Below are 21,039 nucleotides of genomic sequence, written 5' to 3' on the forward strand. Positions count from 1 at the left end.
GACCCACCCGGCGACGGCACCGCCCCAGCGCCGTCATCCCCACCACCGGCGCACCGGCTTGGCCGCCCTCACCGCCGTCACACCGACTTCGTCACCCGCAGCAGCCGCCACACCGCGCCCGCCCGGGCCCGCCCGTGGAAGGCGAGGTACTGCGGGAGCACCAGCCCGGGCGCCCATTTCTCCTTGTACGCCAGTTGGCTCGCGGCCGGGTACACCCGTTCCCCGTGGTCGGCGAGGAACCGCAGGAAGCGGCCGGTCAGCGCGCTGGCCGCAGCCGTCTCGTGCTCCTCGGACAGCCCGGTGAAGGGCGTGAACCCGAGGTGCAGCCACTGCGCGCCCTCGCTCCGGAACACCTCGATGGCCCGCAGGTTGACGGCCTCCAGGACCCCGGGCGGGCTCGACGGCACCCGGCGGGTCAGATCGTGCAGCCATCCGGAGTGCCGGCCGTACGCCGGCGAGTACGAGATGTAGGCGACGACCTTCCCCTCGATACGCCCCACGAAGAGCCGCCGTTCGGCCTGCGCGGGGCCGCCCAGCTGCCCGACCAGGAACTCGATCTCCTTCACATGCCGTCCCTTGGCCCGCAGCCAGGGCCGGTCCACGGCCGCCAGCTCGTCGGCGACCTCGCCGAGGGGCACCTCGTCGACCTCAAGACCCGCCCGCCGGGCCCGCGAGATCTTGTTGCGGAGCTTCACGAAGCGGGTGCCCTTGAGGGTGAAGTCCGGCAGCGCCAGCGCGTAGGCGCAGCCGATCTGGTTCACGGTGAACCCGGCACGGGCGTGCAGGTCGACGTCCTCGCCCTGCAGTTGTACGGCGACGACCCGCCGGCGCTGCGCGGCGGCGAATTCCAGGAAGGCGGCGAGGAGTTCCGCCTTCTCGTTCTCGGCCGCGAAAGGTCCGCCGAACTGGATGAGATAGCGTCCCGCACACCGGAAGACGACCACACCCGCGCTCCCGGGCCGGGTGAAGTACTCGTTCCCGGTGTTGAGAGCGAGGAACGCGCTGGAATTCTCCGCGTATGCGCCGAGCGCGTACAGAACCCTGTCGAATGTCGCCGTCTCCCGGGTGGTTGACATATCCCGTCCCCCTGTCGTCGCGTCGATTCCCCACCCTCGCGCCCCGCCCTTCGATCCTCCTGAAACGCCCGTCTCAGTGCGGTGTCAGACCCTTCTCAGCAGCGGCTGGCAGCTTGTGGGACATCAACGCGCGATCGATCGGGGGGCCGGTGTGACCGGAATACAGGCGAGGGCTCGTGAAGTGGCTGAGGGAAATGAGGTGCGGCTGGGTCCGGGGGCGCGGAGCTACGGCTCGTACATCGGCGGCCGGAGCGTCCAGGGGGACGACTGGGTGTACGTGGTCGACGCGGCGGCCCTGCTCGACGACGCCTTCTCCAACCTGACGCTCAAGCGGCGCCTCGAACGCGGCCAGGGTCCGGGCGGGGAGCTGCCGCCCTCGATCGTCGGCCGGGTCGCCAAGGCCGGTCCTGACGAGGTGCGGCTGGCGCTGGAGGCCGCGTCCCGGGCCGCCGTCGAGTGGGCCGCGGTGCCGCTGGAGGTCCGGCTCGACCGGGTGTGCGCGCTGCTGCACCGCCGGATCACCGAACGTGCCGAGGAGATCGAGGAGATCCTGGTCCAGGAGGGGCACCCGCGGGTGCTCGCCCGCTGGCAGGTCTCCGGGATGCTGGAGTGCTGGGGTCCCGAGTCCGTCGGTTTCTACCACTCGCAGCTGCACCAGGAGTTCCGGCACGGCGTCCGGGAGATCTCCGTACGCCGCAGGCCCGACGGTGTGGTCTGTCTGAACCCGCCGCAGAACGCCCCGATGGCCAGCGCCCTGCTCGGGGTCCACGCGATCTTCGCGGGCAACGCTTTGGTCGTACGCGCTCCGAGGAGCGGTCCGCTCGGGGTGATGTACGCGCTGCAGGAGCTGGTGGCCCCCGTGCTGGACGAAGTGGGCGCTCCTCCCGGCACGCTCGGGGTGGTCTGCGGCGACCCCGCTCCCCTGCTGAACGCCTGGCTGGACAGTCCGCTGGTCGACGACGTCATGTACTTCGGCAGCAGCGAGGCGGGCCTCCGCTTCCAGGACCGGTGCGTGGCGGCGGGCAAGAAGCCGATCCTGGAGCTGGCCGGGAACGATGTGGTGACGGTCTGGAAGGACGCCGATGTCGAGCTGGCCGCCGAGGCGCTGACCGAGGGGTTCTTCGGCTCGGGCCAGCTGTGCATGATCCCCAACCAGGTCGTGGTCCATCCGGAGGTCGCCGAGCCGCTGCTGGCCGAACTGGTCCGCCAGGCAGGCCTCATCAGGCCCGGCCGGGCGGGCGACGAGGGCGTACTGCTCACACCGGTGCTGCGCAACGAGAAGTTCTTCGACTGCCTGGACGACGCGTTGCTGCAGGGCGCCGAACTGGTCTGCGGCGGGCACGCGATGCTCGTCGACGGTACGCGCGACCCGGCGGGCATCTTCCTGGAGCCGACCGTCGTCCTCGTCCGCGGACTGACGGACGCCCGGCGCATGACGGCCGTCAGCCAGGAGACGTTCTTCCCGCTGCTGCCCGTGATCGTGGCCGAACCGGACGACGACGAGCGGCTGTTGGAGAAGTTCATCGGCTTCGTGAACAGCACCGGCTACGGGCTGCGCAACTCGCTGTGGGCCGCCGACCGCGAGGTGGTCGACCGCTTCGTCGACCGGGTCACCGAGGGCGGTCTGCTCAAGGTCAACGACTCGCACATCGGGTTCCTGCCCTATCTGCCCTCGCACGGCGGCACCGGTCTGACCGGCGGGGTGTTCGGCGAGGCCAACTACCCGGCCCTGCGCACCACGCACGTCCAGGGCGTCAGCGTCTCCCCGGGCGGGATCCGCCCCCGGGACGCGGTCTTCGGCACCGGCGACCGCCGCGCGACACCTGGCCACAGCGCCGACGGACGCGCCGCGTAACCACGCCGACGGTCATTCACCAACACTCAGTCATCCGACAGTTCGAGGACCCCATGCGTTCGATGGACCACGCCCGGGAGACCTGTGAGGCCTTTCTCCCCGGCCTGCTCGACAAGCTCGACGACCTCCCGCTGGCCGAACTGGAGGCGCCGGGCAGCCCCGCGCTCGACCACTTCCGGGCCTGCGGAGGCCCCGGGCTGGTGATTCCCACCAGGTATCACGGTGGTGGAGCGGACCCGCTGCAGGCGCTCGCGGTCGTCCGCGCGGTCGGCGCCCACTCACCGTCCCTCGCGGTCGCCACGACCATGCACCACTTCTCCGTGGCCACCCTGTTCACCCTCGCCGACAGCGTGCAGCGCTCCGGCATGGAGTGGGCCCTGCTCGAAGGCATCGCGGAGCAGGGCCTGTTGGTGGCCTCCGGGTTCGCGGAGGGGCGGCCGGGGCAGGGCATCCTCGCCCCGACGGTCCGGGCGGAGGCCGTCGACGGCGGCTATCTGGTCAACGGCAGCAAGAAGCCGTGCAGCCTCTCCGCGTCGATGGACCTGCTCACCGCGAGCGTGGCGCTGCCCACCAAGGACGCCGAGCACGGCGGTGGCGGTACGGAGCTGGCGGTGATGCTGCTGCCCCGGGCCACCGAGGGCATCGGCGTGCACCCCTTCTGGAGGAGCTGGGCCCTGGCCGGGGCGGAGAGCGACGAGGTGCGGCTGACCGACGTCTTCGTGGACGAGCAGCTGCTCATGCGGACGGCCGCCGCCGAACCGGGCCGGCTCGACGCACTGCAGACGACCGGCTTCCTGTGGTTCGAACTGCTCATCGCCGCAAGCTACTCGGGCGCGGCGAGCGCACTGGTGGAGCGTGCCCTCGTACGCGAGCACAGTACGTCGGACCGTGCCGACCTGGTGATGCGGCTGGAGACGGCGAACCTGCTCCTTGAGGGGGTCGCCCGGATGCTGCGGGACGGCGAGAGCGACGACGAGGCGCTCGGCAGGGCGCTCGTGGCACGGTTCGCGGCGCAGGACGCGCTGGGCGGGGCCGTGCGGCGGGCGGTCGAGATGCTCGGCGGGACGGCCTTCATCGCCTCGTCGGAGGTCGCGTATCTCGCCGCCGTCTCGCACGGGCTCGGCTTCCATCCACCGTCCCGGGCGAGCTTCGCCGCCCCCTACCTGGAGCACGTGGCGGGCAGTCCGCTGCGGCTCGCGTGAGGCGGGGACCGTCATGACCGTCGCACCCGCGACCACCGCACGGGAGGAGCTGGGCCGGCTGTACCGCAGCCGGCTGAGCAAGGGCCGGGCGACCCTCGGCGAGATGTTCGGCGGCCATGTGGAGGTCGCCTCGGAGGGTGCCTGGGTGACCACGGCCGACGGCGGCAGGTTCCTCAACTGCGGTGGCTACGGCGTCTTCCTGACCGGCGCCCGGCACCCCACCGTCCTGCGGTACGTGACCGAGCAGCTCAACTCCCATCCCGTGGCGACCCGCCTCTTCCTTGAGCCGCAGGCCGCCCTCGCCGCGGACGCGCTCGTGTCCGTCGCCCCGCCGGGCCTGGAGCGTGTGCACTTCGCGGGTTCGGGGGCGGAGGCCGTGGAGACCGCGATCAAGGTGGCCCGCACGAAGGGCAGGACCCGGCTGATCGCCATGGAGTCCTGCTACCACGGCAAGACCATGGGGGCGCTGAGCCTGACCGGCAAGGACGTCTTCCAGAACCCGTTCCGGCCGCTGCTGCCCGACGTCACACATGTGCCGTACGGGGACACCGCAGCGCTCGCCGGGGCGCTGGCGGCGGCGCCCGGCGAGGCGTGCGTGTTCGTCGAGCCGGTGCAGGGCGAGGCCGGGGTCGTGATCCCGCCGCCCGGCTGTCTGCGGGAGGTGCAGCGGCTGTGCCGGGAGCACGGGGCCCTGCTCGTCCTCGACGAGATCCAGACCGGGATGGGCCGGCTCGGCAGCTGGTGGGGGGCCGACGCCGAGGACATCCGCCCCGATCTGCTGCTGGTCGGCAAGGGGCTGAGCGGCGGGATCGTCCCCGTGTCGGCGGTGCTGTCGACACCGGAGGCGTTCTCGGTGCTCGACCGCGACCCGTATCTGCACACCTCGACGTTCTCCGGCGCCCCCCTGGCGATGGCCGCCGCGCGCGGGGCTCTCGCGGCGATCCAGGAGGACGGACTGATCGACCGCGCCCGGGTGCTGGGCGGGGAGATCCTGAACGTGCTGGGGCGGATCGTCCGGGCGCATTACGGCAGTGCGGTGCGCGAGGTGCGCGGCCGGGGGCTGCTGATGGGCGTGGAGTTCGCCGAGCCGGGGCCCGCGGGCGACCTCCTCATCGAGCTGATCGAGCACGGGGTCGTGGCGAACCACTCGCTCAACTCCCATCTGGTCCTGCGGCTGACACCGCCCGCCGTGCTGACCCGCGGCGACCTGGACTTCCTCTACGAAGCGCTCGACCGGGCCTGCCGTGCGCAGTCGGCCCGCTACGGAAGGTGACGTGCGACATGCGAAGCGCTCAACTGACGGTACGGACCGGGGGTGTCGGCGCCGAGGAGGCGTACCGGCGGGTCCGGGACTTCGCCCGCTATCCCGAACTGTCGCCCGTGGTGCGGTCGGTGACGGTCCGTGAAGGGCCGGACGGTGAGGAGCACAGTGACTGGGCGGTGTACTTCCGCAACGGCATCCTGCGCTGGACGGAGGCCGACCGGTTCGACGAGGAGCGTCTGACGATCGCCTTCCGTCAACTGCACGGTGACTTCGAGGAGTTCACCGGCACCTGGCGGGTGCGGGTCGGCGCGGACTGCCTGATCGATTTCGCCGCCGAGTTCGACTTCGGGATCCCGAGTCTGGCGGGGATCCTGGACCCGGTGGCCGAGCGGGTGCTCAAGGAGACCATCGCGACCGTCCTGACGGGCCTGTTCCCCGGCGCTTCGGTGGTCGGCCCCGAGGCGACGGGCGAGCCCGAACCCGCGGTGGCCGCCTGATGGACGCGCACAACCTCTTCGAGACACCGGTCACCTACCGGCTGATCCGGCTGGAGTACGGGCTCGGGCTCGTCGTCGCCACGGCGCTGTTCCTGGCCCACCTGGACGAGGTGCGCTGGCTGCCGGCGCTCGCGCTCTTCGTGTACATCGACCTGATCGGCTACCTGCCGGGGGCTGTCGCCCACCGGAGGGCCAGGGGCAGGCGGATCGGGCGGACGTACCACGTCCTCTACAACGTGATGCACAGCCTCGTCACCCAGGGTCTGGTGGCGCTGGCGTGGGTCTGGCTGGCCGGCGCGGAGTGGGCGCTGCTGGTGCTGCCGATCCATCTCTTCGGCGACCGGGCGCTGTTCGGGAACTTCCTCAAACCGTTCGGGCTGCGCTTCGAACCAAAGACGCATCCGGCGTACGAGCGATTCCGCGCCGAGTACGCGGCGCTGTCCCCGGACGGCATGGACACCATGGAGAGCGCCGATCAGGGGCGGCGGCTCGCCGACCGGTTCGACGCGAGGGCGACATGACCGGCACGGGTCTTCTGAGCGAGGGCACGGCGGTGTGGCGGTCCGTGGCCGGGGTGGCGGTCCTGACGTGCGGCCCGGCGGAACAGGCCCACGGCGTCACGGTCAGCACCCTGTGCGTCGCCTCCCTGGACCCGCCCATGGTGTCCGTGGCCCTGCGCCGGGGCAGCAGGGGGCTGGCGACCCTGCTGGGCCCGGGCCGCTTCGCGGTCAACGCGCTGTCCGACGGACAGGCCCCGCTGGCGCGGCGCTTCGCCCGTTCCGACCGGACGGACGGCTGGGACCTGCCGGGCACCACCGGCCTGTGGGACGGCCGCTCGGCCTGCGGTGCGCCGCTGCTGCGCGACGCCGTGGGCTGGCTGGAGTGCCGGGTCGAGCGGACCGTGGCGGTCGGCGACCACGAACTGGTGCTGGCCCGTGTCCTGACCTCCCGGGCCGGCACCGGATCGCCCCTGCTGAACACCCTGCCCACGAGCGCCACCCACGACAGGAGCTGAGCATGACTGACATCACCGGCATGACTGCCGTTCCGGCCGAGGCCGACTGGGAGAACGCCCCCTCGCTCGTCGAGGGCGCGATGAACCTCGAACTGACCGCCGCATCCTGCGATCTGGGGTACTGGTTGCGCGCGGTGCCCCAGGGCACCCTGCGGGGACAGATCGCCGGACACGCGCCGGACGTGGTTCCGCTCGACATCACCCGTGAGCCGGGCCCGCTGAACACGGCGCTCACCCGGGAGCTGGCGTTCCGCTCGATCGCCGAGGAGAAGGCGACCCGGGCCATCTCGTACCTGGTCGCGCTGGCGCCGTCCCTGGAGACGATGGAGTTCTACGCCACCCAGCTGATCGACGAGGCACGGCACTCCATGGTGTTCCGCAACCATCTCGGCGCGCTGGGGGTCAAGGACCTGACCGCCGACGTCGAGCGGCTCGCGGGGGCGGACCGGGACGCGGTCCTCGCACCGCTGGAGGAACTGGGTCTACAGGTCCTGCGCGAGCAGGGCGACTTCATCGGCGGTGTGGTCGTGCTGACGATCCTCGTCGAGGGGGTGCTGGCGCCGGCCGCCGAGCTGAGCGAACGCAAGTGGCGGATCTTCGACCCGGCGGTCTCCGACATCGAGCGGGGTGCGGGGATCGACGAGATACGCCATCTCACGGTCGGCAGCTCCGTGGCCCGCGAGCATCTCCTCGCCCACCCCGAGGACCGGCCGCGGATCCTGGACCTCATCGTCCGCGGACGGCGGCTGTGGAGCGATCTGCCGGTAACGGACATGGTGCTGGGCCGCGAGGCCCTGTTCCAGGAGGGGCTCGACCAGCACGCCGACCTGGTCGGCGACTACGAGATCTGGCCCGGCCGGCGGCTGGTGGACACGACCGTCGAGGAGCGGGTGGGCATGGCGCTGCGGTGGTCACAGGAGATGCAGTCCCGGCGGCTCGCGTACATGGGCCTCCCGGAGGCGGCCTGACGACCACCGGGTCACAGCTGTCGGTGCACGGCCGCCGGCTCAGGGCTGCCGGCGCGCGAGGGCACGTACCACGGCCGCGGCGGCCACCGCGTGCCCTCTGCTGCTGAGCCGGCCGGGCCCCGGCGCCCACAGGGTCCGCGGATCGAGCCCGCGCTGGTGGCGCATCAGGTCGACGTGCTGCGCCGCGTGGTGCAGTGTCACCAGGGCGATGCGCTGGACCAGCCGGAGCTGACGCGCGCGTACGGCGTCCCGGCGGGCCGGGGAGGCGGGGTCCGCCGGAGGTCCGGCCGCCGTGGACCGGTCGAAGGGGCTGATCACGACGGCGTGCCGGTAGGTGGCGCCCCGCAGGGAGTCCAGGACGCGGCTGAGTTCGCTCTCCACGGAGTCGAGGTCGAACGTCGCCTGCCGCAGTTCGGGGCCGCCGCACGAGATCAGCGCGAGGTCGCCGCGGAAGACGAGGGCGTCCAGCACCTGCCGGGAGCGCATCTCGAACAGTGACAGGTCCTTGCGGCCGCGCGCGGCACGGCAGGCGAGGTCGGGGTGGGCCGCCCGGAGCGCGCCGGACACCCGGTCGCTCCAGCTCACCGCACGGTAGCCGGGCACGACGGCGGCCCGCGCCGGACGGGACTCGTGCTCCCCGAGGATCACCACCCGCCGCCAGGGCACGTGTGCGAGGGCGGCGACCGCCTCGCCGGGACGCAGACAGCGCGGATCGTCGTCCTCCGTGGCAGGGGTGCGGGGCGGCGCGTGCGTGTCATCCGTCATGGGCGTTCTCCGCGCTCTGTGCCGCACCGGTCTTTCCGCCCGTCGCCACACCCATGTCCACGCCCGTCGCCACGCCCGTGTCCATGCCCGTCCTCGCGCTCTTCTCCGCGCGCTCGACGTGGGCGCGGAGTTGCTCGACGACCTGCGGCCGCAGGCCGTCGTCGCCCGCGGGCATCCGGTCGAGCACACCGAGCAGATGGGCGGCGTTACGGCGGACGAGGTCCACGAGCACGTCCCGGGGCGCCGAGGCGACCAGCGCGTCGACCGCCGTCCCCGACACCCGCGAGAGAACGCCTGACGCCGCCAACGCACCTGCTTGCAGGGCGAGTTCGGCCAGGACGTGGTCGGGGACGGAGTCGGCGGACCTCAGCAGACGCCCGTACGCCCCCTCCAACGCACGGGTGTCCACCGAGAGGGCCCGCCGACTCCGTCTGGGGCGCCGCCGTTCGCCCCGGGGGATCTCCGCCTGCGCCTCGTCCGCCGCTCCGGACAGCGCAAGGGAGATCAGCCGTACGACCCCGTTCGCGTCGAGGTCGGTCAACTCCGCCACCATGTACGGGACTTCGGGATGTCCTCCGCTGCGCAGGAACTTCTCGCGGGCCAGCGCCGCGTGCTCCCCGCCGCCCACGGCTCCGGCGGCCTGCGCCCGGTGAGCGGTCAGCTCGCGCCCGTCGTGCAGCCGTACGGTCACGCGCGCGCCCAGGCGTTTGGTCGCGAAGCGGAAGTCGGTCTCCGGCGCCAGCCAGGCCGGGGGCAGCAGATCGGCGGCGTGTTCGTCGGCCGCGCGCACCCAGGCGTCGGCGTGTTCGCCCGCGCGCCGCAGGGCCTGGCCCAGGGGCGCGGTCGACAGCAGCGCGGCCCGGCTGAGCAGCGGGTCGTGGACGGTGCGTACCTTCGCCGCGAGTTTCCAGCGCTCGGGGCGTTCGACGGCGGGAGGCATCAGGTCGGCGGGGCCGAGGGTGCCGGTGAGGAGGGCGGTGGCCACGTTGTAGGGCAGGGAGAAGTTGAGGGCGGCGACGCTCGCGTTCGGGCCGATGTGCCGCGCCCGGGACGCCCGGTCGAGTCCGCTGGTGAACAGGGAGCCCGCGACGACGACCTCCGCGATGTCGTCGGGGGCCGCCCCGGCGGCCCGCAGTTCCGCCGCGCAGTCGACCGCGCAGTCGACGGCGGCGCCGATGTAGGCGCTGCCCGGGTGGGTCTTGTAGGAGAGCGTCTCGGTGTGCCAGAGCGTGCCGAAGCCGGCGACCGCCTCCTCGGGCAGCGGCACGTCGGCGTACCGGCGCAGGAACCCCTCCGGGTGTTCCAGTACGTCCGCGGGTCCGCGCAGTCCGGCCAGGGCCCCGTCGCAGGCGGCGAGGCCGGTCTGGATCGGGGCCGCCGCGGCGAACCCCTTGGCGTCGGTGGACAGGAAGCCGGGGGTGAGGGTCCACGGGGGTACGGAGAAGGCCAGGCCGAGCCCGTTCACCCAGGCGCGGGAGGGTGCGTCGAGGGCTCTGAGCCGGCCGGCGACCGTGCCCGCGAGGTGGGTGTGCGCGGCGGCCTGCCCGCGGAAGGGCCCGAGGGTCGCGGCGGCCGTGATCCGGGCGGCGCTCTCGTCGGCGGCCAGGATCGCGGTGAGCAACCGCCGTCCGTCGAGGCGCAGTTGCCGCGCGTACACCACGGGCACGGTGACACAGGAGTGCGAGAGGTGTCCCGCGTACGCGGTGTCGTCGTGGTCCAGGCAGATCGCGGCCATCGCCAGGGAGACGGCCGCGCGCGCGGGATCCGGCTGGAGCGGGCCGCCGTACGCCCGGGCGATCCTTCTGCCCAGCGGGTGCGCGTATCCGGTGCGGGCGGCGGCCAGTTGGCTGAGGAGCTGGCTCCTGAGGTGAGCGACGACCCGCTCGGGGGCGTCGTCGAGTTCCAGGTCGCTCGCCCAGTCGGCGAGACGCCGGATCAGGGTGCGACCGCCGCAGGCGTCGGCCGGTGCGGAGGTCACCGGGCGCTTCCCGTCGTCGTCCCGGCGGGTTCGGCGACCTCGGACGCGGCCGGGGCGTCAGCGGCGACCCGCCCCGCTCCGCGCCCGAGGAGCAGCAGCGCGCAGAGCCCGCCGACGAGCGTGCCGGCCGCCGCGACCTGCAGCACGAGGTGCATGCCGTCGACGAAGACGGGACCCACCGCGTCGAGCACCGGCTGTCGCAGCGCGGGCGGCAGGGCGTCGGTGCGGGACAGGTCGCCGTCACTGAGCAGCGCGTACGCACGGTCGCGGGCGTCCTGCGGCATGGGCACCCCGGCGAGCGCGCCGGGCAGCGCGTCCCGCAGGTGGCGCAGCAGCAGCGCCCCCGCGAGCGCCACCCCGAAGACGGCGCCGACCTGGCGGAACGTGTTCGAGATGCCGGACGCGGTGCCGGCCTGTTCGGGCGGTACGGACCCGAGCAGGGCGACGGTCGCGGGCGCGCCGGTGAAGGACACGCCGATGCCGAGGAGGGCCAGCGCCCACCAGTAGGCGCCGAAGCCGCTTCCCGTGTCGAGCACGGTGAGGCCGTACAGACCCGCCGCCGAGAGGAGCGAGCCGGCCACGACGGGGGCACGCGGTCCGGTCCTGGCGGCGACGAGGCTCGCCGCGAACGAGGCGATCATGATGGGCACGGTCAGCGCCAGGAACCGTACGCCCGTCTCGATTCCGCTCAGTCCCTGGACGCTCTGCAGATGGAGGGTGAGCAGGAAGATCGCCGCGAACAGGCCGAAGAGGCTGAGGAAGTTGACCGCTCCCGCGACCGCCACGACCGGCTTGCGGAACAGCTTCAGCGGGAGCATCGGCTCGGACTGCCGCAGCTCCCACACCACGAAGGCCGCGAGCGCCGCCCCCGACGCGGCGAACGCGCCGAGGATGGGCGCGGAGGTCCAGCCCTCGCTGTTGCCCTCGATGAGCGCGTACGCCAGCGAGGCGATCGCGACGACGAACAGCAGTTGTCCCACGAGGTCCAGACGCCGGGCACGCGGTCCGCGGTTCTCGGTCAGCAGCCGGGCCAGTACGGCGGTGGCGAGCACCCCGATGGGCACGTTGACCCAGAAGATGGACTGCCAGCCGACGGTGTCGACGAGCACTCCGCCCGCCAACGGCCCCGCGGACAGGGCGAGTCCGCCGATCCCGGCCCAGACGCCGATGGCCTTCGCGCGGGCGGCCGGCTCGGTGTAGGCCGCCGAGACCAGCGCGAGCGACACCGGGATCATGATGGATCCGCACACGCCCTGCAGCGCCCGCCCGAGCAGCAGGGTCTCCGTCGATCCTGCCACCGCGCACAGCACCGAGCTGAGCGTGAAGCCGACCAGACCGCCGAGGAACAGCCTTTTGCGGCCGATGATGTCGCCGACCGTGCCCGAGGTGAGCAGCAGACAGGCGAAGGCGAGGGCGTACGCGTCGACCACCCACTGCAGCCCGGACAGACCGGCGTCCAGGTCGCGCTGGATCTCCGGCAGCGCCACGTTCACGATCGTGGCGTCGAGGTAGACCATGAACACGCCGAAACAGACGAAGGCCAGGAGCAGGCCCTTCGAATGGCGCGTGGCCGGGTGGTGCGTGGCCCGCTGGTGCGCGGTCCGTGCACCGGTCGCGCGTGGTGCGTCGCTCATTGCGGGTCCTCACCGTGAGGGGCCGGAGCGGGGCTTGCGTGAGAAGGTAAATGACCGACGGTCAGTCAGTCAACGCGGAATGACCGTCGGTCAGTCGACTCCCTTACAGAAAAGGCGAACTGATGGCACCGCCGGTCGCACGACGCAAACGGGTCACCAAGAGTCCCGAGGACCGCAGGGCCGCGCTGGTACGGGGTGCGGCGAAGGTCTTCCGGGACAAGGGCTTCGAGTCGGCGACGGTCGCGGAGCTGGCGGAGGCGGGCGAGGTCGCCAAGGGCACCTTCTATCTGTACTTCGACTCCAAGGACCAACTGCTGGGCGCGATCTGGGAGGAGTATGTCGACGGGTTCCTCCAGGCCACCCGGGAGCGGCTGGAGGAGAGCGAGGACTGGTGGCCGACCCTGGACCGGCTGCTGCGCGCCCTGGTGGAGCACGCCGTGGCCAACGCGGAGCTGCACCGGATCGTCTACGGCTCGGCGAACGCCAAGGCCCTGGAGCTGTGCCGGAGTTCGAACCGGCGGGTGGTGGACCTGGTCGGCGACTTCGTCGAACGCGGCGCGCGGGCGGGCGCGTTCGAGGCCTGCGACATCCGGCTGGTGTGCCGGATGCTGTTCTACGCGGCGGACGGGCTGCTCGACGACATGATCAGCCGCGGCGAGGACATCGACCCGGAAGCGGTCGTGACGGCGGTACGGGAACTGACGCACCGCGGTCTCGGCGGGCCGCCCGTGCCCTCAAAACCGGCGCCCGCCGCGCCCTGACCGCGGACCGGTGGCTGATCTCAGCCCCGTCTCAGCGGCGTCTCAGCGGTCTGCGGCAGCATCGGACTCGTAAAGGTTCCACGGGGTCCACGAGATTCCCGAGATCCACCGGGAGAGGTGCCCGCAGCGGCCCAACGGGGTGCCGGCGTCAGCCGGTTCGGGTGCAAGCCCACGCAGGTTCGAATCCTGCCCTCTCCGCCAGGACAGTCCCTGCTGTCCCCGCTGCCCGTGCCGTCCTTGCTGTCGTCATACCGCCGTCGATCGCGTCGGGGAGTCCGCCGATGAGCGTTCCCAAGTCCGTTCTGATCGTGGCGAATCCGGCTGCCGGGTCGTACGCGGCCGACACCGCCGCGGACGCGCTGCGGCTGGTCTGGGAAGCCGGTCCCGTCGTCGACTTGATTTTGACGCGGCACCCCGGCCACGCCCGCGCGCTCGCCAGGGCGGCCACCGGTCCGGGCGGCCCCGACGTACTCGTGTCGCTGGGCGGCGACGGCACCGCGCACGAGCTGATGACGGGCCTGGCCGGCTCCCCCGAGCACCCGGCCCTCCTGGTCCTGCCCGGCGGCAGCGGCAACTCCCTCTACCGGGAACTGTGGTCGGACCGTCCCTGGCAGCCGGTCCTGCGAGCCGCCCTGTCCACGCCTCACGTACGGCGGGTGGACCTGATCCGGGTGGCGGAGACGGGCGGCCTCGCGCTGCTGGGCGCCTCGACCGGACTCGCGGCCCGGACACTGAACCCGGCCCGCGGCCGTGGGAGCGCGGCGCGCGGCCGTGAACGCTACGAGAAGGCACTGCTCGACGCCCTGGACACCGGCTTCCCGCCCTATCCCGGCCGGGTGACCGTGGACGGGGCCGAGGTCCACTCCGGCGACACCGTCTGCGCCAACGTGGGCGGCGGACGCTACCGGGCCGGCCGTTTCATGGCCTGCCCGCACTCCGTCCTGGACGACGGCCTCCTCGACGTCTGCGTCGCGGGCACCGCCCTGCCCACCCCCGAACTGCTCGGACTGGCCCGCGAGGGACGGCACGTGGGCCGCGAGGGCGTGGTCTACGCCCGTGGCCGCCGGATCGTCCTGGAACGCACCGACGGCCGCCCCCTGCTCTTCGAGTACGACGGCGACCTGGTCCGCACCGGCGACGCCACGCGGTACACGCTGGACGTCCTGCCCCGGGCCCTGCGGGTGCTGGCGCCGGCAGAGGCGGCGTGAGAACGGGGCCACCCGCCCTCCCGGTGCCACCGCCGTGGGCGGTCGCCGCCACCCACCCCGAGATGCCGCTCTCCTCCTGCGGGCCGGTGACGGAGACCGTGCAGTAGTACGTGCGATCTCCGCGGATGTCTCGGCCGGAGTCCAGGACGTACGCAAAAAGTCCCGAAAAGCAACCACGCAGCTCACGTGATACTTCTCACCCGCGTTTTGCAGTAATTCCGCCCCGCCGCCGACCGCTCAGGCGGGTGTACCTTTATGAGCGGAAAGTGGAATGACGAGAATGCGGGGTTTGCGAGGGCCCAGAGGTCCTGGTTCACGTTGGTTGACATTGCTTGAGTGTGCGCGGGGACTGAAGCCCGGGAAGAGATGCTGAGCGCGATGGAGACAGACCACCAGGAGCACCAGGCCCTTGCGGCGGCTCCCGACGACGAGTCCGACGCCCCCGAACCCGTGCTCACGTCCGACGGCGCCTCCGTCGACCAGGTGCGCGACTACCTGAAGGTGATCAGCCGCGTCCGGCTCCTCACCGCCGCGCAGGAGGTGGATCTCGCCAGACGGATCGAGGCGGGCCTGTTCGCCCAGCGCAAGCTCGACGAGGAGCGCGGCCTCGACCCCTTGTTCCGGCGGGAGCTGACCGCCGTCGCCGAGGACGGGCTGCGGGCGAAGTCGCACCTCACCGAGGCGAACCTCCGGCTGGTGGTGTCCATAGCCAAGCGCTACACGCGCCGCGGGCTGAACTTCCTGGACCTGATCCAGGAGGGCAACACGGGCCTGATCCGGGCCGTCGAGAAGTTCGACTACGTCAAGGGATTCAAGTTCTCGACCTACGCGACCTGGTGGATCCGGCAGGCGATTTCCCGGGCGCTGGCCGATCAGAGCCGCACCATCCGCATTCCGGTCCACGCGGTCGAAGCGATCAACAAAGTGGCCAGACTTCGTCGGGAATTGCTGCAGGAACTGGGCGTCGAGCCCACGCTGGAGCAGATCGCGGAGAAATTGGATCTACCCGTTTCGAAGATCGTGGAACTCGACACCTACATCAAGGAACCGGTTTCGCTGCATATGCCACTGGGCGAGGAGGGCGGCACGGAACTCGGCGATGTGATCGAGGACAGCGAAAGCGTCTCCCCGTTCGACGCGGTGTCGTTCCGTCTCCTCAGGGACACCATTCAGACCGTCCTCTCCGCCATGACTCCGCGGGAGGCAGGGATCATCACCCTCCGTTACGGCCTGCTGGACGGCCAGGCGAAGACCCTGGAGGAGATCGGCCAGGTCTACGGGGTCACGCGTGAGCGCATCCGGCAGATCGAGTCCAAGACGATGTCGAAACTGCGCCACCCCTCCCGCTCGCAGGCACTGCAGGACTACGTGGGCCTCGGCTGAGCCCCGCCCGGCTCGCCCGCGGCGGAGCGCTGAGCCCCGCCGCGGGCGAACCCGCGCGCCCTCACCCCGGCCCCGTCACCTCCGTCGCCACTCCTGCGCCAGCAGCTCGTACGACCGGACCCGGTCGGCGTGGTCGTGGGTGATGGTGGTGATCAGCAGTTCGTCTGCGCCGGTCGCCTCGCCCAGTTGTTCCAGTTGGGTCGCGACCCGGCTCGGGGAGCCGACGAACTGGGTGTCGATACGGTCCTGGACCAGCGCCCGGTCCGCCTCGGTCCACACGTGGGCGCGAGCTTCTTCAGGCGTGGGGAAGGGGATCGCGCCTTCGGCGGTGCGGATGCTGCGGACCCAGGGACCGTATCCGGCGGCCAGCTCACGGGCGCTCGCGTCGTCCTCGGCGACCACGACGTCGGCCGACACGCTCACATACGGCTTGTCGAGGACGTCGGAGGGCTGGAACGCGGCCCGGTAGGCCTCCACCGCCTCCAGTACGGTCCCGGGGCTGACGTGGTAGTTCGCCGCGAACCGCAGACCGCCCCGGCCCGCGACCTCGGCGCTCTCGCCTCCGCTGCTGCCCAGGATCCACACCTGGACGTCGGCGCCCTCGCCCGGGACGACATGGGCCTCGATGCCGTCCGCCGAGCGGTAGGTGCCGGCCAGCAGCGCGAGGATGTCGTCGATCTGCTCGCCGTACTCCTGCGATTCGGCGTTCGGCTGCTTGAGCAGTTTCAGCTGAAGGGCCACACGGGGTGAGCCGAGCAGGTGCGCGAAGGAGAACTTCGGCGGGATCAGCAGCCCGTTGGGGGCCCGTCCTTCCACGACCGGGGTCGCGTCCGGCAGCGGCTGTACGGGTCCGCCGGGCGGCCGGCCGCCGGAGCGGCCGAGGCCCAGGTCGAGGCGCCCGGGGTGCAGCGCGTCGATGAGCCCGAACTCCTCCACCGTGGACAGGGCGGTGCGGTGGCCCAGTTGTACGGCTCCGGAGCCGAGCCTGATCGTCGAGGTCGCGGACGCGGGGAGCGCGAGCACGACCGCCGGGGAGGTGCCGGCCACTCCGGGGTTGAGGTGGTGTTCGGCGAACCAGTAGCGGGAGTAGCCGAGCCGTTCGGCCCGCTGGGCCAGGTCGATGGAGTTGCGCAGCGCCTCTGCCGCGGTGGAGCCGGACGACACCGGGACCAGGTCGAGGACGCCGAGGGGGATGTCGGACATGGGTACGGGTTCTCCTCAGCGATCGGCGGCGACGGGCACCGGCGTGGGTCCGGTCTGCACCGGACCCCAGGGGAACGGCGGGTCGGGGATCTCGCGGCGCAGCACCGGGGCGACGGCCGACTGGAACAGGGCGAGCGAGTCCCGGTGCTGAGTGGCCGTCAGTCCACCGGCGTCCGCGTGGAGATGGAGGACGGTGTGGCCGAACTGCTCGTGGTAGCGGTGCACCTTGTCGATGATCTGCTGCGGGCTGCCGATGAGGGCCGAACTGCGCTCCACGAAGTCCTCCAGGGTGGGGAAGACAGGTTCGAGGCCGAGCCGCTTCTGGAACGCCAACTGCCCCTCGAAGACGGGCCGGTAGGCGCTGACCGCCTCCTGTGACGTACGGGCCGCGTAGTAGCCCGCGGTACCGGCGCCGACGGCGATACGGGCCGGGTCGTGGCCGTGGAACTGCCAGCGTTCACGGTAGTACCGGATCAACTCGGCGTACGGCTCGATGGGGTTGGAGACGTTCGCCGAGAAGAGCGGGTCGCCGTAGCGGGCGGCGAGGTCGACGGACTCCCTGCTCGTGGCGCTGCCGTGCCAGACGCGGATGGGCTGCTGCAGCGGTCTGGGCCACACCTCGGCGTCCACCAGTTCCGGGCGGAAGCGGGTCGCGGCGGTCACCTTGTCCTGCCGCCACAGCGTGCGGAACACCTCGTAGCTCTCGGCGTTGCGGTCCCACTGGTCCTCGGGCGTGACGTGGAACAGGTCGCGCTGGGCGGCTCCGTTGCCCTTGCCGATGATCAGTTCGAGGCGCCCGCCGGACAGGTGGTCCAGGGTCGCGTAGTCCTCGTACGCGCGGACCGGGTCGAGGAGGCTGAGGGTCGTCACCGCCGTGAACAGGCGGATGCGGGAGGTGAGGGCGGCGATGTGGCTGAGGACGACGGGCGGCGAGGAGGAGATGAAGGGGCGCTCGTGCCGCTCCCCCACGCCGAAGCCGTCGAAGCCCAGCTCCTCGGCCAGCAGGGCGTTGTCGAGGACCTCGCGGAAGCGGTCGGCGGTGGACTTCTGGATGCCGGTGACCGGGTCCGGCGCGTGCACGATCAGGGTGATCGCCAGGAACTTCACGAGGCGACCGCCCGCTGACCCCGGGCCGCGGAGCCGGACCGGGCGGTCGGCCGGTCAAGGCCCAGGTGGTCGCGCAGGGTCGTGCCCTCGTACTCCGTGCGGAAGACGCCGCGCTCCTGCAGCAGCGGGACGACCGTGTCGGCGAAGACGTCGAGGCCGCCCGGGGTGATGTGCGGGACGAGGATGAAGCCGTCGCTCGCGTCGGCCTGCACGAACTCGTCGATGGTGCGCGCGACCGTCTCGGCCGAGCCGACGAAGGCCTGCCGGTTGCCGGTCTCGATGACCAGGTCGCGGATGGACCACTTGTTGGCGGCGGCCAGCTCGCGCCACTCGCGGGCGGTGGCGAGCGGATCGCGGTACATGCGCACCTGGGCCCGACCGCGGGCGACGGTGTGCTCGCCGAGGTCGGGGTCGACGTCGGGCAGGGGCCCGTCCGGGTCGTACGCGGACAGGTCGCGGTTCCAGACGAACTCCAGGTGCTTGAGCGCCGTCGCCCCGCTGACCTGCTGCCGGCGCACCTCGCGGGCCAGTTCGGCGGCCTCGGCGTCCGTGTCGCCCAGGACGAAGGTCGCGGCGGGCAGGATGAGCAGCTGGTCGTGGGTGCGGCCGTGGCGGGCCAGGCGGCCCTTGACGTCCGCGTAGAAGGCCTGGCCCTCCTTGAGGGTGGCGTACCGGCTGAAGATCGCGTCGGCTCCGGCGGCGGCGAACTCGCGGCCCTCCTCGGAGTCACCGGCCTGGAAGATCACCGGGCGGCCCTGCGGGGAGGCGGGGACGTTGAACTGGCCCTCGATGTCGAAGTGCTGCCCCTGGTGGACGAAGGCCCCGGCCTTGGCATCGCTCAGGAAGGTACCGGTCGCCGGGTCGGCGACGATCTCGTCCCCGTGCCAGGAGTCGAAGAGTTCGTTCGCGGTGGCCAGGAACTCCTTGGCCCGGGAGTAGCGCTCGTCCTGCGGGAGGAAGCCGCCGCGGCGGAAGTTCTCGCCGGTGAAGGCGTCCCAGGACGTGACGACGTTCCAGGCGGCGCGCCCGTCGGAGAGGTGGTCGAGGCTCGCGAACTGCCGTGCCACCTCGTAGGGCTCGTTGAAGGTGGAGTTGATGGTGCCGGTGAGCCCGAGGCGTTCGGTGACGGCGGCGAGCGCGGACAGGATCGTGAAGGTGTCGGGCCGTCCGACGACGTCCAAGTCGTAGATCTTGCCGCCCTGTTCGCGCAGGCGCAGGCCTTCGGCGAGGAACAGGAAGTCGAACTTGGCGCGTTCGGCGGTGCGCGCGAAGTGCGCGAAGGAGCTGAACTCGATGTGGCTGCCCGCCTGGGGGTCGCTCCACACGGTGGTGTTGTTGACGCCGGGGAAGTGGGCCGCGAGGTGGATCTGCTTGACGGGCTTGCGGGGCTCGCTCATGTTCGTGGGTCCTTCCGGCTCAGGCGGTGGTGACGGCGTCGGCGTCGGCGTCGGCGGCTGCGTCGGCCGCGGCGGCTGCGGGTTCGGCGGAGGCAGCGGCGTACCGGTTGGCCGGGCGTGCGAGCCCGAGCAGTCCGCGCAGGGTGTCGGCCTCGTACGCGTGCCGGAAGACGCCCCGGCGCTGGAGTTCGGGGACCAGGCCCCGGGTGATCGCCGGGAGGTCGTGGCCGACGACGGCGGGCCGCAGCCGGAAGCCGGTCAGTCCGGCCTCGCCCAACTCCTCCAGCAGGTCCGCCAGTTGGGACGGGGTGCCGGTGAAGATCCGGGCGTCGCTCGTGTACGGGTACCCCGCGAGGGCGTCCAGCCGCTCCTTGCGGGCCGTGGCCTCGGCGGGGTCGTCGTCCAGGAAGACGACCAGGTCGCCGAAGAGGTGCAGGGGCTCCCCCGTGCGCCCGGCCGCGTCCTGTTCGGCACGTACCGAGGCGACGATCGCGCGGGCCTGTCCGGTGTCGTGCGGGGTGACGAACCCGAGGTCGGCGCTGCGGCCCAGCAGCCGGAACGGCGCACCGGTCACGGTGTCGTGGGCGAGCGCCCCGACGGGCGGCTGTCCCTGCGGGGGCCGCGGTGTGATCGAGGGTCCCTTGACGCTGAAGTGCGCGCCCTCGAAGTCGATGTAGTGCAACTTCTCCCGGTCGATGAAGCGGCCCGTGGCGACGTCCCGGATCTCCGCGCCGTCCTCCCAGCTGTCCCACAGCCGCCGTACCGCTTCGACGTAGTCGGCCGCCTCGTCGAAGAGGTCGACCGTCAACTCCTGTACGGCAGGGCTCTCCAGGTCCTCGATGCGGAACGACGGGACCGTACGGCGGCCGAAGTGCGCGGCCTCGTTGCGGCGGGCCGACACCTGGATCCGTACGCCGCCACGGCCGGTGCTCACATAGTCCAGCGTGGCGATTGCCTTCGATATGTGGAAGGGCTCTGTGTGCGTGGCCACCACGGTCGGCAGCAGACCTATGTGGCTGGTCAGTGGGGCGACCCGGGCGGCGATCAGGACGGCGTCGAGCCGGCCACGGACCTGGTCGGTGCGTCCGTCAGGTTCGGTGAAGTGCGAGGACTGCAGGCCGAGGGCGTCCTCGATGGTCACGAAGTCGAGCAGACCGCGCTCGGCCTCGGTGACGAGGTCCGTCCAGTAGCCGGCGGTGAGCAGGTCCCTGGGGCGGGCCACCGGTTCGCGCCACGCGGCGGGATGCCAGCCGGCTCCGTCGAGCGCGACGGCGAGATGCAGGGCGGAGGAGGAAGAGGGCAGGGCGGAAGAAGGTACTGACGACACGACGGGGGTGCCTTCCTGATCGACCGTGGAGGAAGCCGGCCCTCACGGTGCGGAGGGCGGGGCCGCGGAGGTACGGGTCAGGGACGACAGAGCGCGCCGGCGACGCGCAACAGGTCGATGTGCTGCCGCGAGTACAGGCGTACGCGGCGGCGCGGGGTGAGCGTGGGGACACGGGGGCGGGGCACGGGGTGCGGTCTCACGTGCGGCACCTCCGTTCTGCGGCTCGTCTCCTCGTCGACGCTCACAACAGTACGGCTGTTCCTTTTCTTCCGGCAGTACGAATTTGATCTCGGCGGTTCCTTGGGCGGGCGGTGCGTTGTCGTGTGCGGGTTCGGTGGGGGCTGAGCGCGCAGTTCCCCGCGCCCCTGAAGGCGGGGCTTCGCCCTCGCCCCCTAGGGG

General features: G+C 71.9%; 18 protein-coding genes, 1 tRNA gene and 1 pseudogene. 11 read left to right on the top strand and 9 right to left on the bottom strand.

What is annotated here, in order from left to right; translation table 11 throughout:
- Positions 1-77: 77 nt before the first annotated feature.
- Positions 78-1,076 carry a phosphatidylglycerol lysyltransferase domain-containing protein gene (locus ACFWGJ_RS25765; RefSeq protein ID WP_387328784.1) on the bottom strand — a complete coding sequence of 333 codons (999 nt, stop codon included), beginning with the start codon at positions 1,074-1,076 and terminating at the stop codon, positions 78-80.
- Positions 1,077-1,257: 181 nt separating this feature from the next.
- On the opposite strand from ACFWGJ_RS25765, the gene ACFWGJ_RS25770 reads away from it, so the two are divergent.
- Genes ACFWGJ_RS25770 through ACFWGJ_RS25800 form a run of 7 tightly spaced genes read left to right on the top strand, consistent with a single transcriptional unit; the run spans position 1,258 to position 7,877 of the window.
- Positions 1,258-2,931 (top strand): aldehyde dehydrogenase family protein, encoded by a 1,674-nt coding sequence (locus ACFWGJ_RS25770; protein WP_387328786.1) that lies wholly within the window; start codon positions 1,258-1,260, stop codon positions 2,929-2,931.
- Between the two features lie 53 nt (positions 2,932-2,984).
- Positions 2,985-4,133, top strand: a complete 1,149-nt coding sequence (locus ACFWGJ_RS25775; RefSeq protein ID WP_387328788.1) for an acyl-CoA dehydrogenase — start codon at positions 2,985-2,987, stop codon at positions 4,131-4,133.
- A gap of 13 nt (positions 4,134-4,146) precedes the next feature.
- Complete coding sequence (locus ACFWGJ_RS25780) at positions 4,147-5,406, top strand: aspartate aminotransferase family protein (RefSeq protein ID WP_387328790.1); 1,260 nt, start codon at positions 4,147-4,149, stop codon at positions 5,404-5,406.
- Between the two features lie 8 nt (positions 5,407-5,414).
- Positions 5,415-5,894 carry a type II toxin-antitoxin system RatA family toxin gene (locus tag ACFWGJ_RS25785; RefSeq protein ID WP_387328792.1) on the top strand — a complete coding sequence of 160 codons (480 nt, stop codon included), beginning with the start codon at positions 5,415-5,417 and terminating at the stop codon, positions 5,892-5,894.
- Positions 5,894-6,415 carry a hypothetical protein gene (locus ACFWGJ_RS25790; RefSeq protein ID WP_387328794.1) on the top strand — a complete coding sequence of 174 codons (522 nt, stop codon included), beginning with the start codon at positions 5,894-5,896 and terminating at the stop codon, positions 6,413-6,415. Before ACFWGJ_RS25785 ends, ACFWGJ_RS25790 begins: the two co-directional genes overlap by 1 nt.
- Positions 6,412-6,909, top strand: coding sequence for a flavin reductase family protein (locus tag ACFWGJ_RS25795; protein WP_387328796.1), 498 nt, complete (start codon positions 6,412-6,414; stop codon positions 6,907-6,909). Before ACFWGJ_RS25790 ends, ACFWGJ_RS25795 begins: the two co-directional genes overlap by 4 nt.
- 2 nt (positions 6,910-6,911) lie before the next feature.
- On the top strand, positions 6,912-7,877 hold the full coding sequence (locus ACFWGJ_RS25800) for a VlmB-like protein (RefSeq protein WP_387328798.1): 966 nt from the start codon (positions 6,912-6,914) through the stop codon (positions 7,875-7,877).
- Between the two features lie 39 nt (positions 7,878-7,916).
- Here ACFWGJ_RS25800 and ACFWGJ_RS25805 read toward each other — a convergent pair whose 3' ends face one another.
- The 3 genes from ACFWGJ_RS25805 to ACFWGJ_RS25815 are packed head-to-tail and all read right to left on the bottom strand — an operon-like array spanning position 7,917 to position 12,254.
- Positions 7,917-8,642: a hypothetical protein gene (locus ACFWGJ_RS25805; protein ID WP_387328800.1), complete on the bottom strand. Its 726-nt coding sequence runs from the start codon at positions 8,640-8,642 to the stop codon at positions 7,917-7,919.
- Positions 8,632-10,620, bottom strand: coding sequence for an MmgE/PrpD family protein (locus ACFWGJ_RS25810; protein ID WP_387328802.1), 1,989 nt, complete (start codon positions 10,618-10,620; stop codon positions 8,632-8,634). Before ACFWGJ_RS25810 ends, ACFWGJ_RS25805 begins: the two co-directional genes overlap by 11 nt.
- Positions 10,617-12,254 carry an MFS transporter gene (locus ACFWGJ_RS25815; RefSeq protein WP_387328805.1) on the bottom strand — a complete coding sequence of 546 codons (1,638 nt, stop codon included), beginning with the start codon at positions 12,252-12,254 and terminating at the stop codon, positions 10,617-10,619. Before ACFWGJ_RS25815 ends, ACFWGJ_RS25810 begins: the two co-directional genes overlap by 4 nt.
- A gap of 122 nt (positions 12,255-12,376) precedes the next feature.
- Here ACFWGJ_RS25815 and ACFWGJ_RS25820 point away from each other — a divergent pair, with 122 nt between their 5' ends.
- The 4 genes and pseudogenes from ACFWGJ_RS25820 to ACFWGJ_RS25835 all read left to right on the top strand — a co-directional run.
- Positions 12,377-13,015, top strand: a complete 639-nt coding sequence (locus ACFWGJ_RS25820) for a TetR/AcrR family transcriptional regulator (RefSeq protein WP_387328807.1) — start codon at positions 12,377-12,379, stop codon at positions 13,013-13,015.
- A gap of 111 nt (positions 13,016-13,126) precedes the next feature.
- Positions 13,127-13,216 (top strand) — tRNA-OTHER (locus ACFWGJ_RS25825).
- A gap of 80 nt (positions 13,217-13,296) precedes the next feature.
- Positions 13,297-14,223: a diacylglycerol/lipid kinase family protein gene (locus ACFWGJ_RS25830; protein ID WP_387328809.1), complete on the top strand. Its 927-nt coding sequence runs from the start codon at positions 13,297-13,299 to the stop codon at positions 14,221-14,223.
- A gap of 345 nt (positions 14,224-14,568) precedes the next feature.
- Positions 14,569-15,606, top strand: a pseudogene (locus ACFWGJ_RS25835) (RNA polymerase sigma factor); the annotation flags it as partial.
- A 75-nt stretch (positions 15,607-15,681) separates the two neighbouring features.
- Here ACFWGJ_RS25835 and ACFWGJ_RS25840 read toward each other — a convergent pair.
- From ACFWGJ_RS25840 to ACFWGJ_RS25860, 5 genes are all read right to left on the bottom strand, one after another.
- A complete protein-coding gene (locus ACFWGJ_RS25840) occupies positions 15,682-16,809 on the bottom strand; it encodes an LLM class flavin-dependent oxidoreductase (protein WP_387328812.1) in 1,128 nt (375 codons plus the stop codon).
- A gap of 15 nt (positions 16,810-16,824) precedes the next feature.
- The gene (locus tag ACFWGJ_RS25845) at positions 16,825-17,916 is read right to left on the bottom strand and encodes an LLM class flavin-dependent oxidoreductase (protein ID WP_387328815.1); all 1,092 of its coding nucleotides are present in this window, start codon (positions 17,914-17,916) and stop codon (positions 16,825-16,827) included.
- A complete protein-coding gene (locus ACFWGJ_RS25850; protein WP_387328818.1) occupies positions 17,913-19,313 on the bottom strand; it encodes an NtaA/DmoA family FMN-dependent monooxygenase in 1,401 nt (466 codons plus the stop codon). Before ACFWGJ_RS25850 ends, ACFWGJ_RS25845 begins: the two co-directional genes overlap by 4 nt.
- A 19-nt stretch (positions 19,314-19,332) precedes the next feature.
- Entirely contained in the window at positions 19,333-20,640 is a 1,308-nt protein-coding gene (locus tag ACFWGJ_RS25855; RefSeq protein WP_387328820.1) for an LLM class flavin-dependent oxidoreductase, read from the bottom strand.
- A gap of 77 nt (positions 20,641-20,717) precedes the next feature.
- Positions 20,718-20,840 (bottom strand): putative leader peptide, encoded by a 123-nt coding sequence (locus tag ACFWGJ_RS25860; protein WP_387328823.1) that lies wholly within the window; start codon positions 20,838-20,840, stop codon positions 20,718-20,720.
- Positions 20,841-21,039 lie beyond the last annotated feature (199 nt).

Origin of the sequence: Streptomyces sp. NPDC060205 (assembly GCF_042728395.1) — a bacterium.
Lineage (GTDB): Bacteria > Actinomycetota > Actinomycetes > Streptomycetales > Streptomycetaceae > Streptomyces.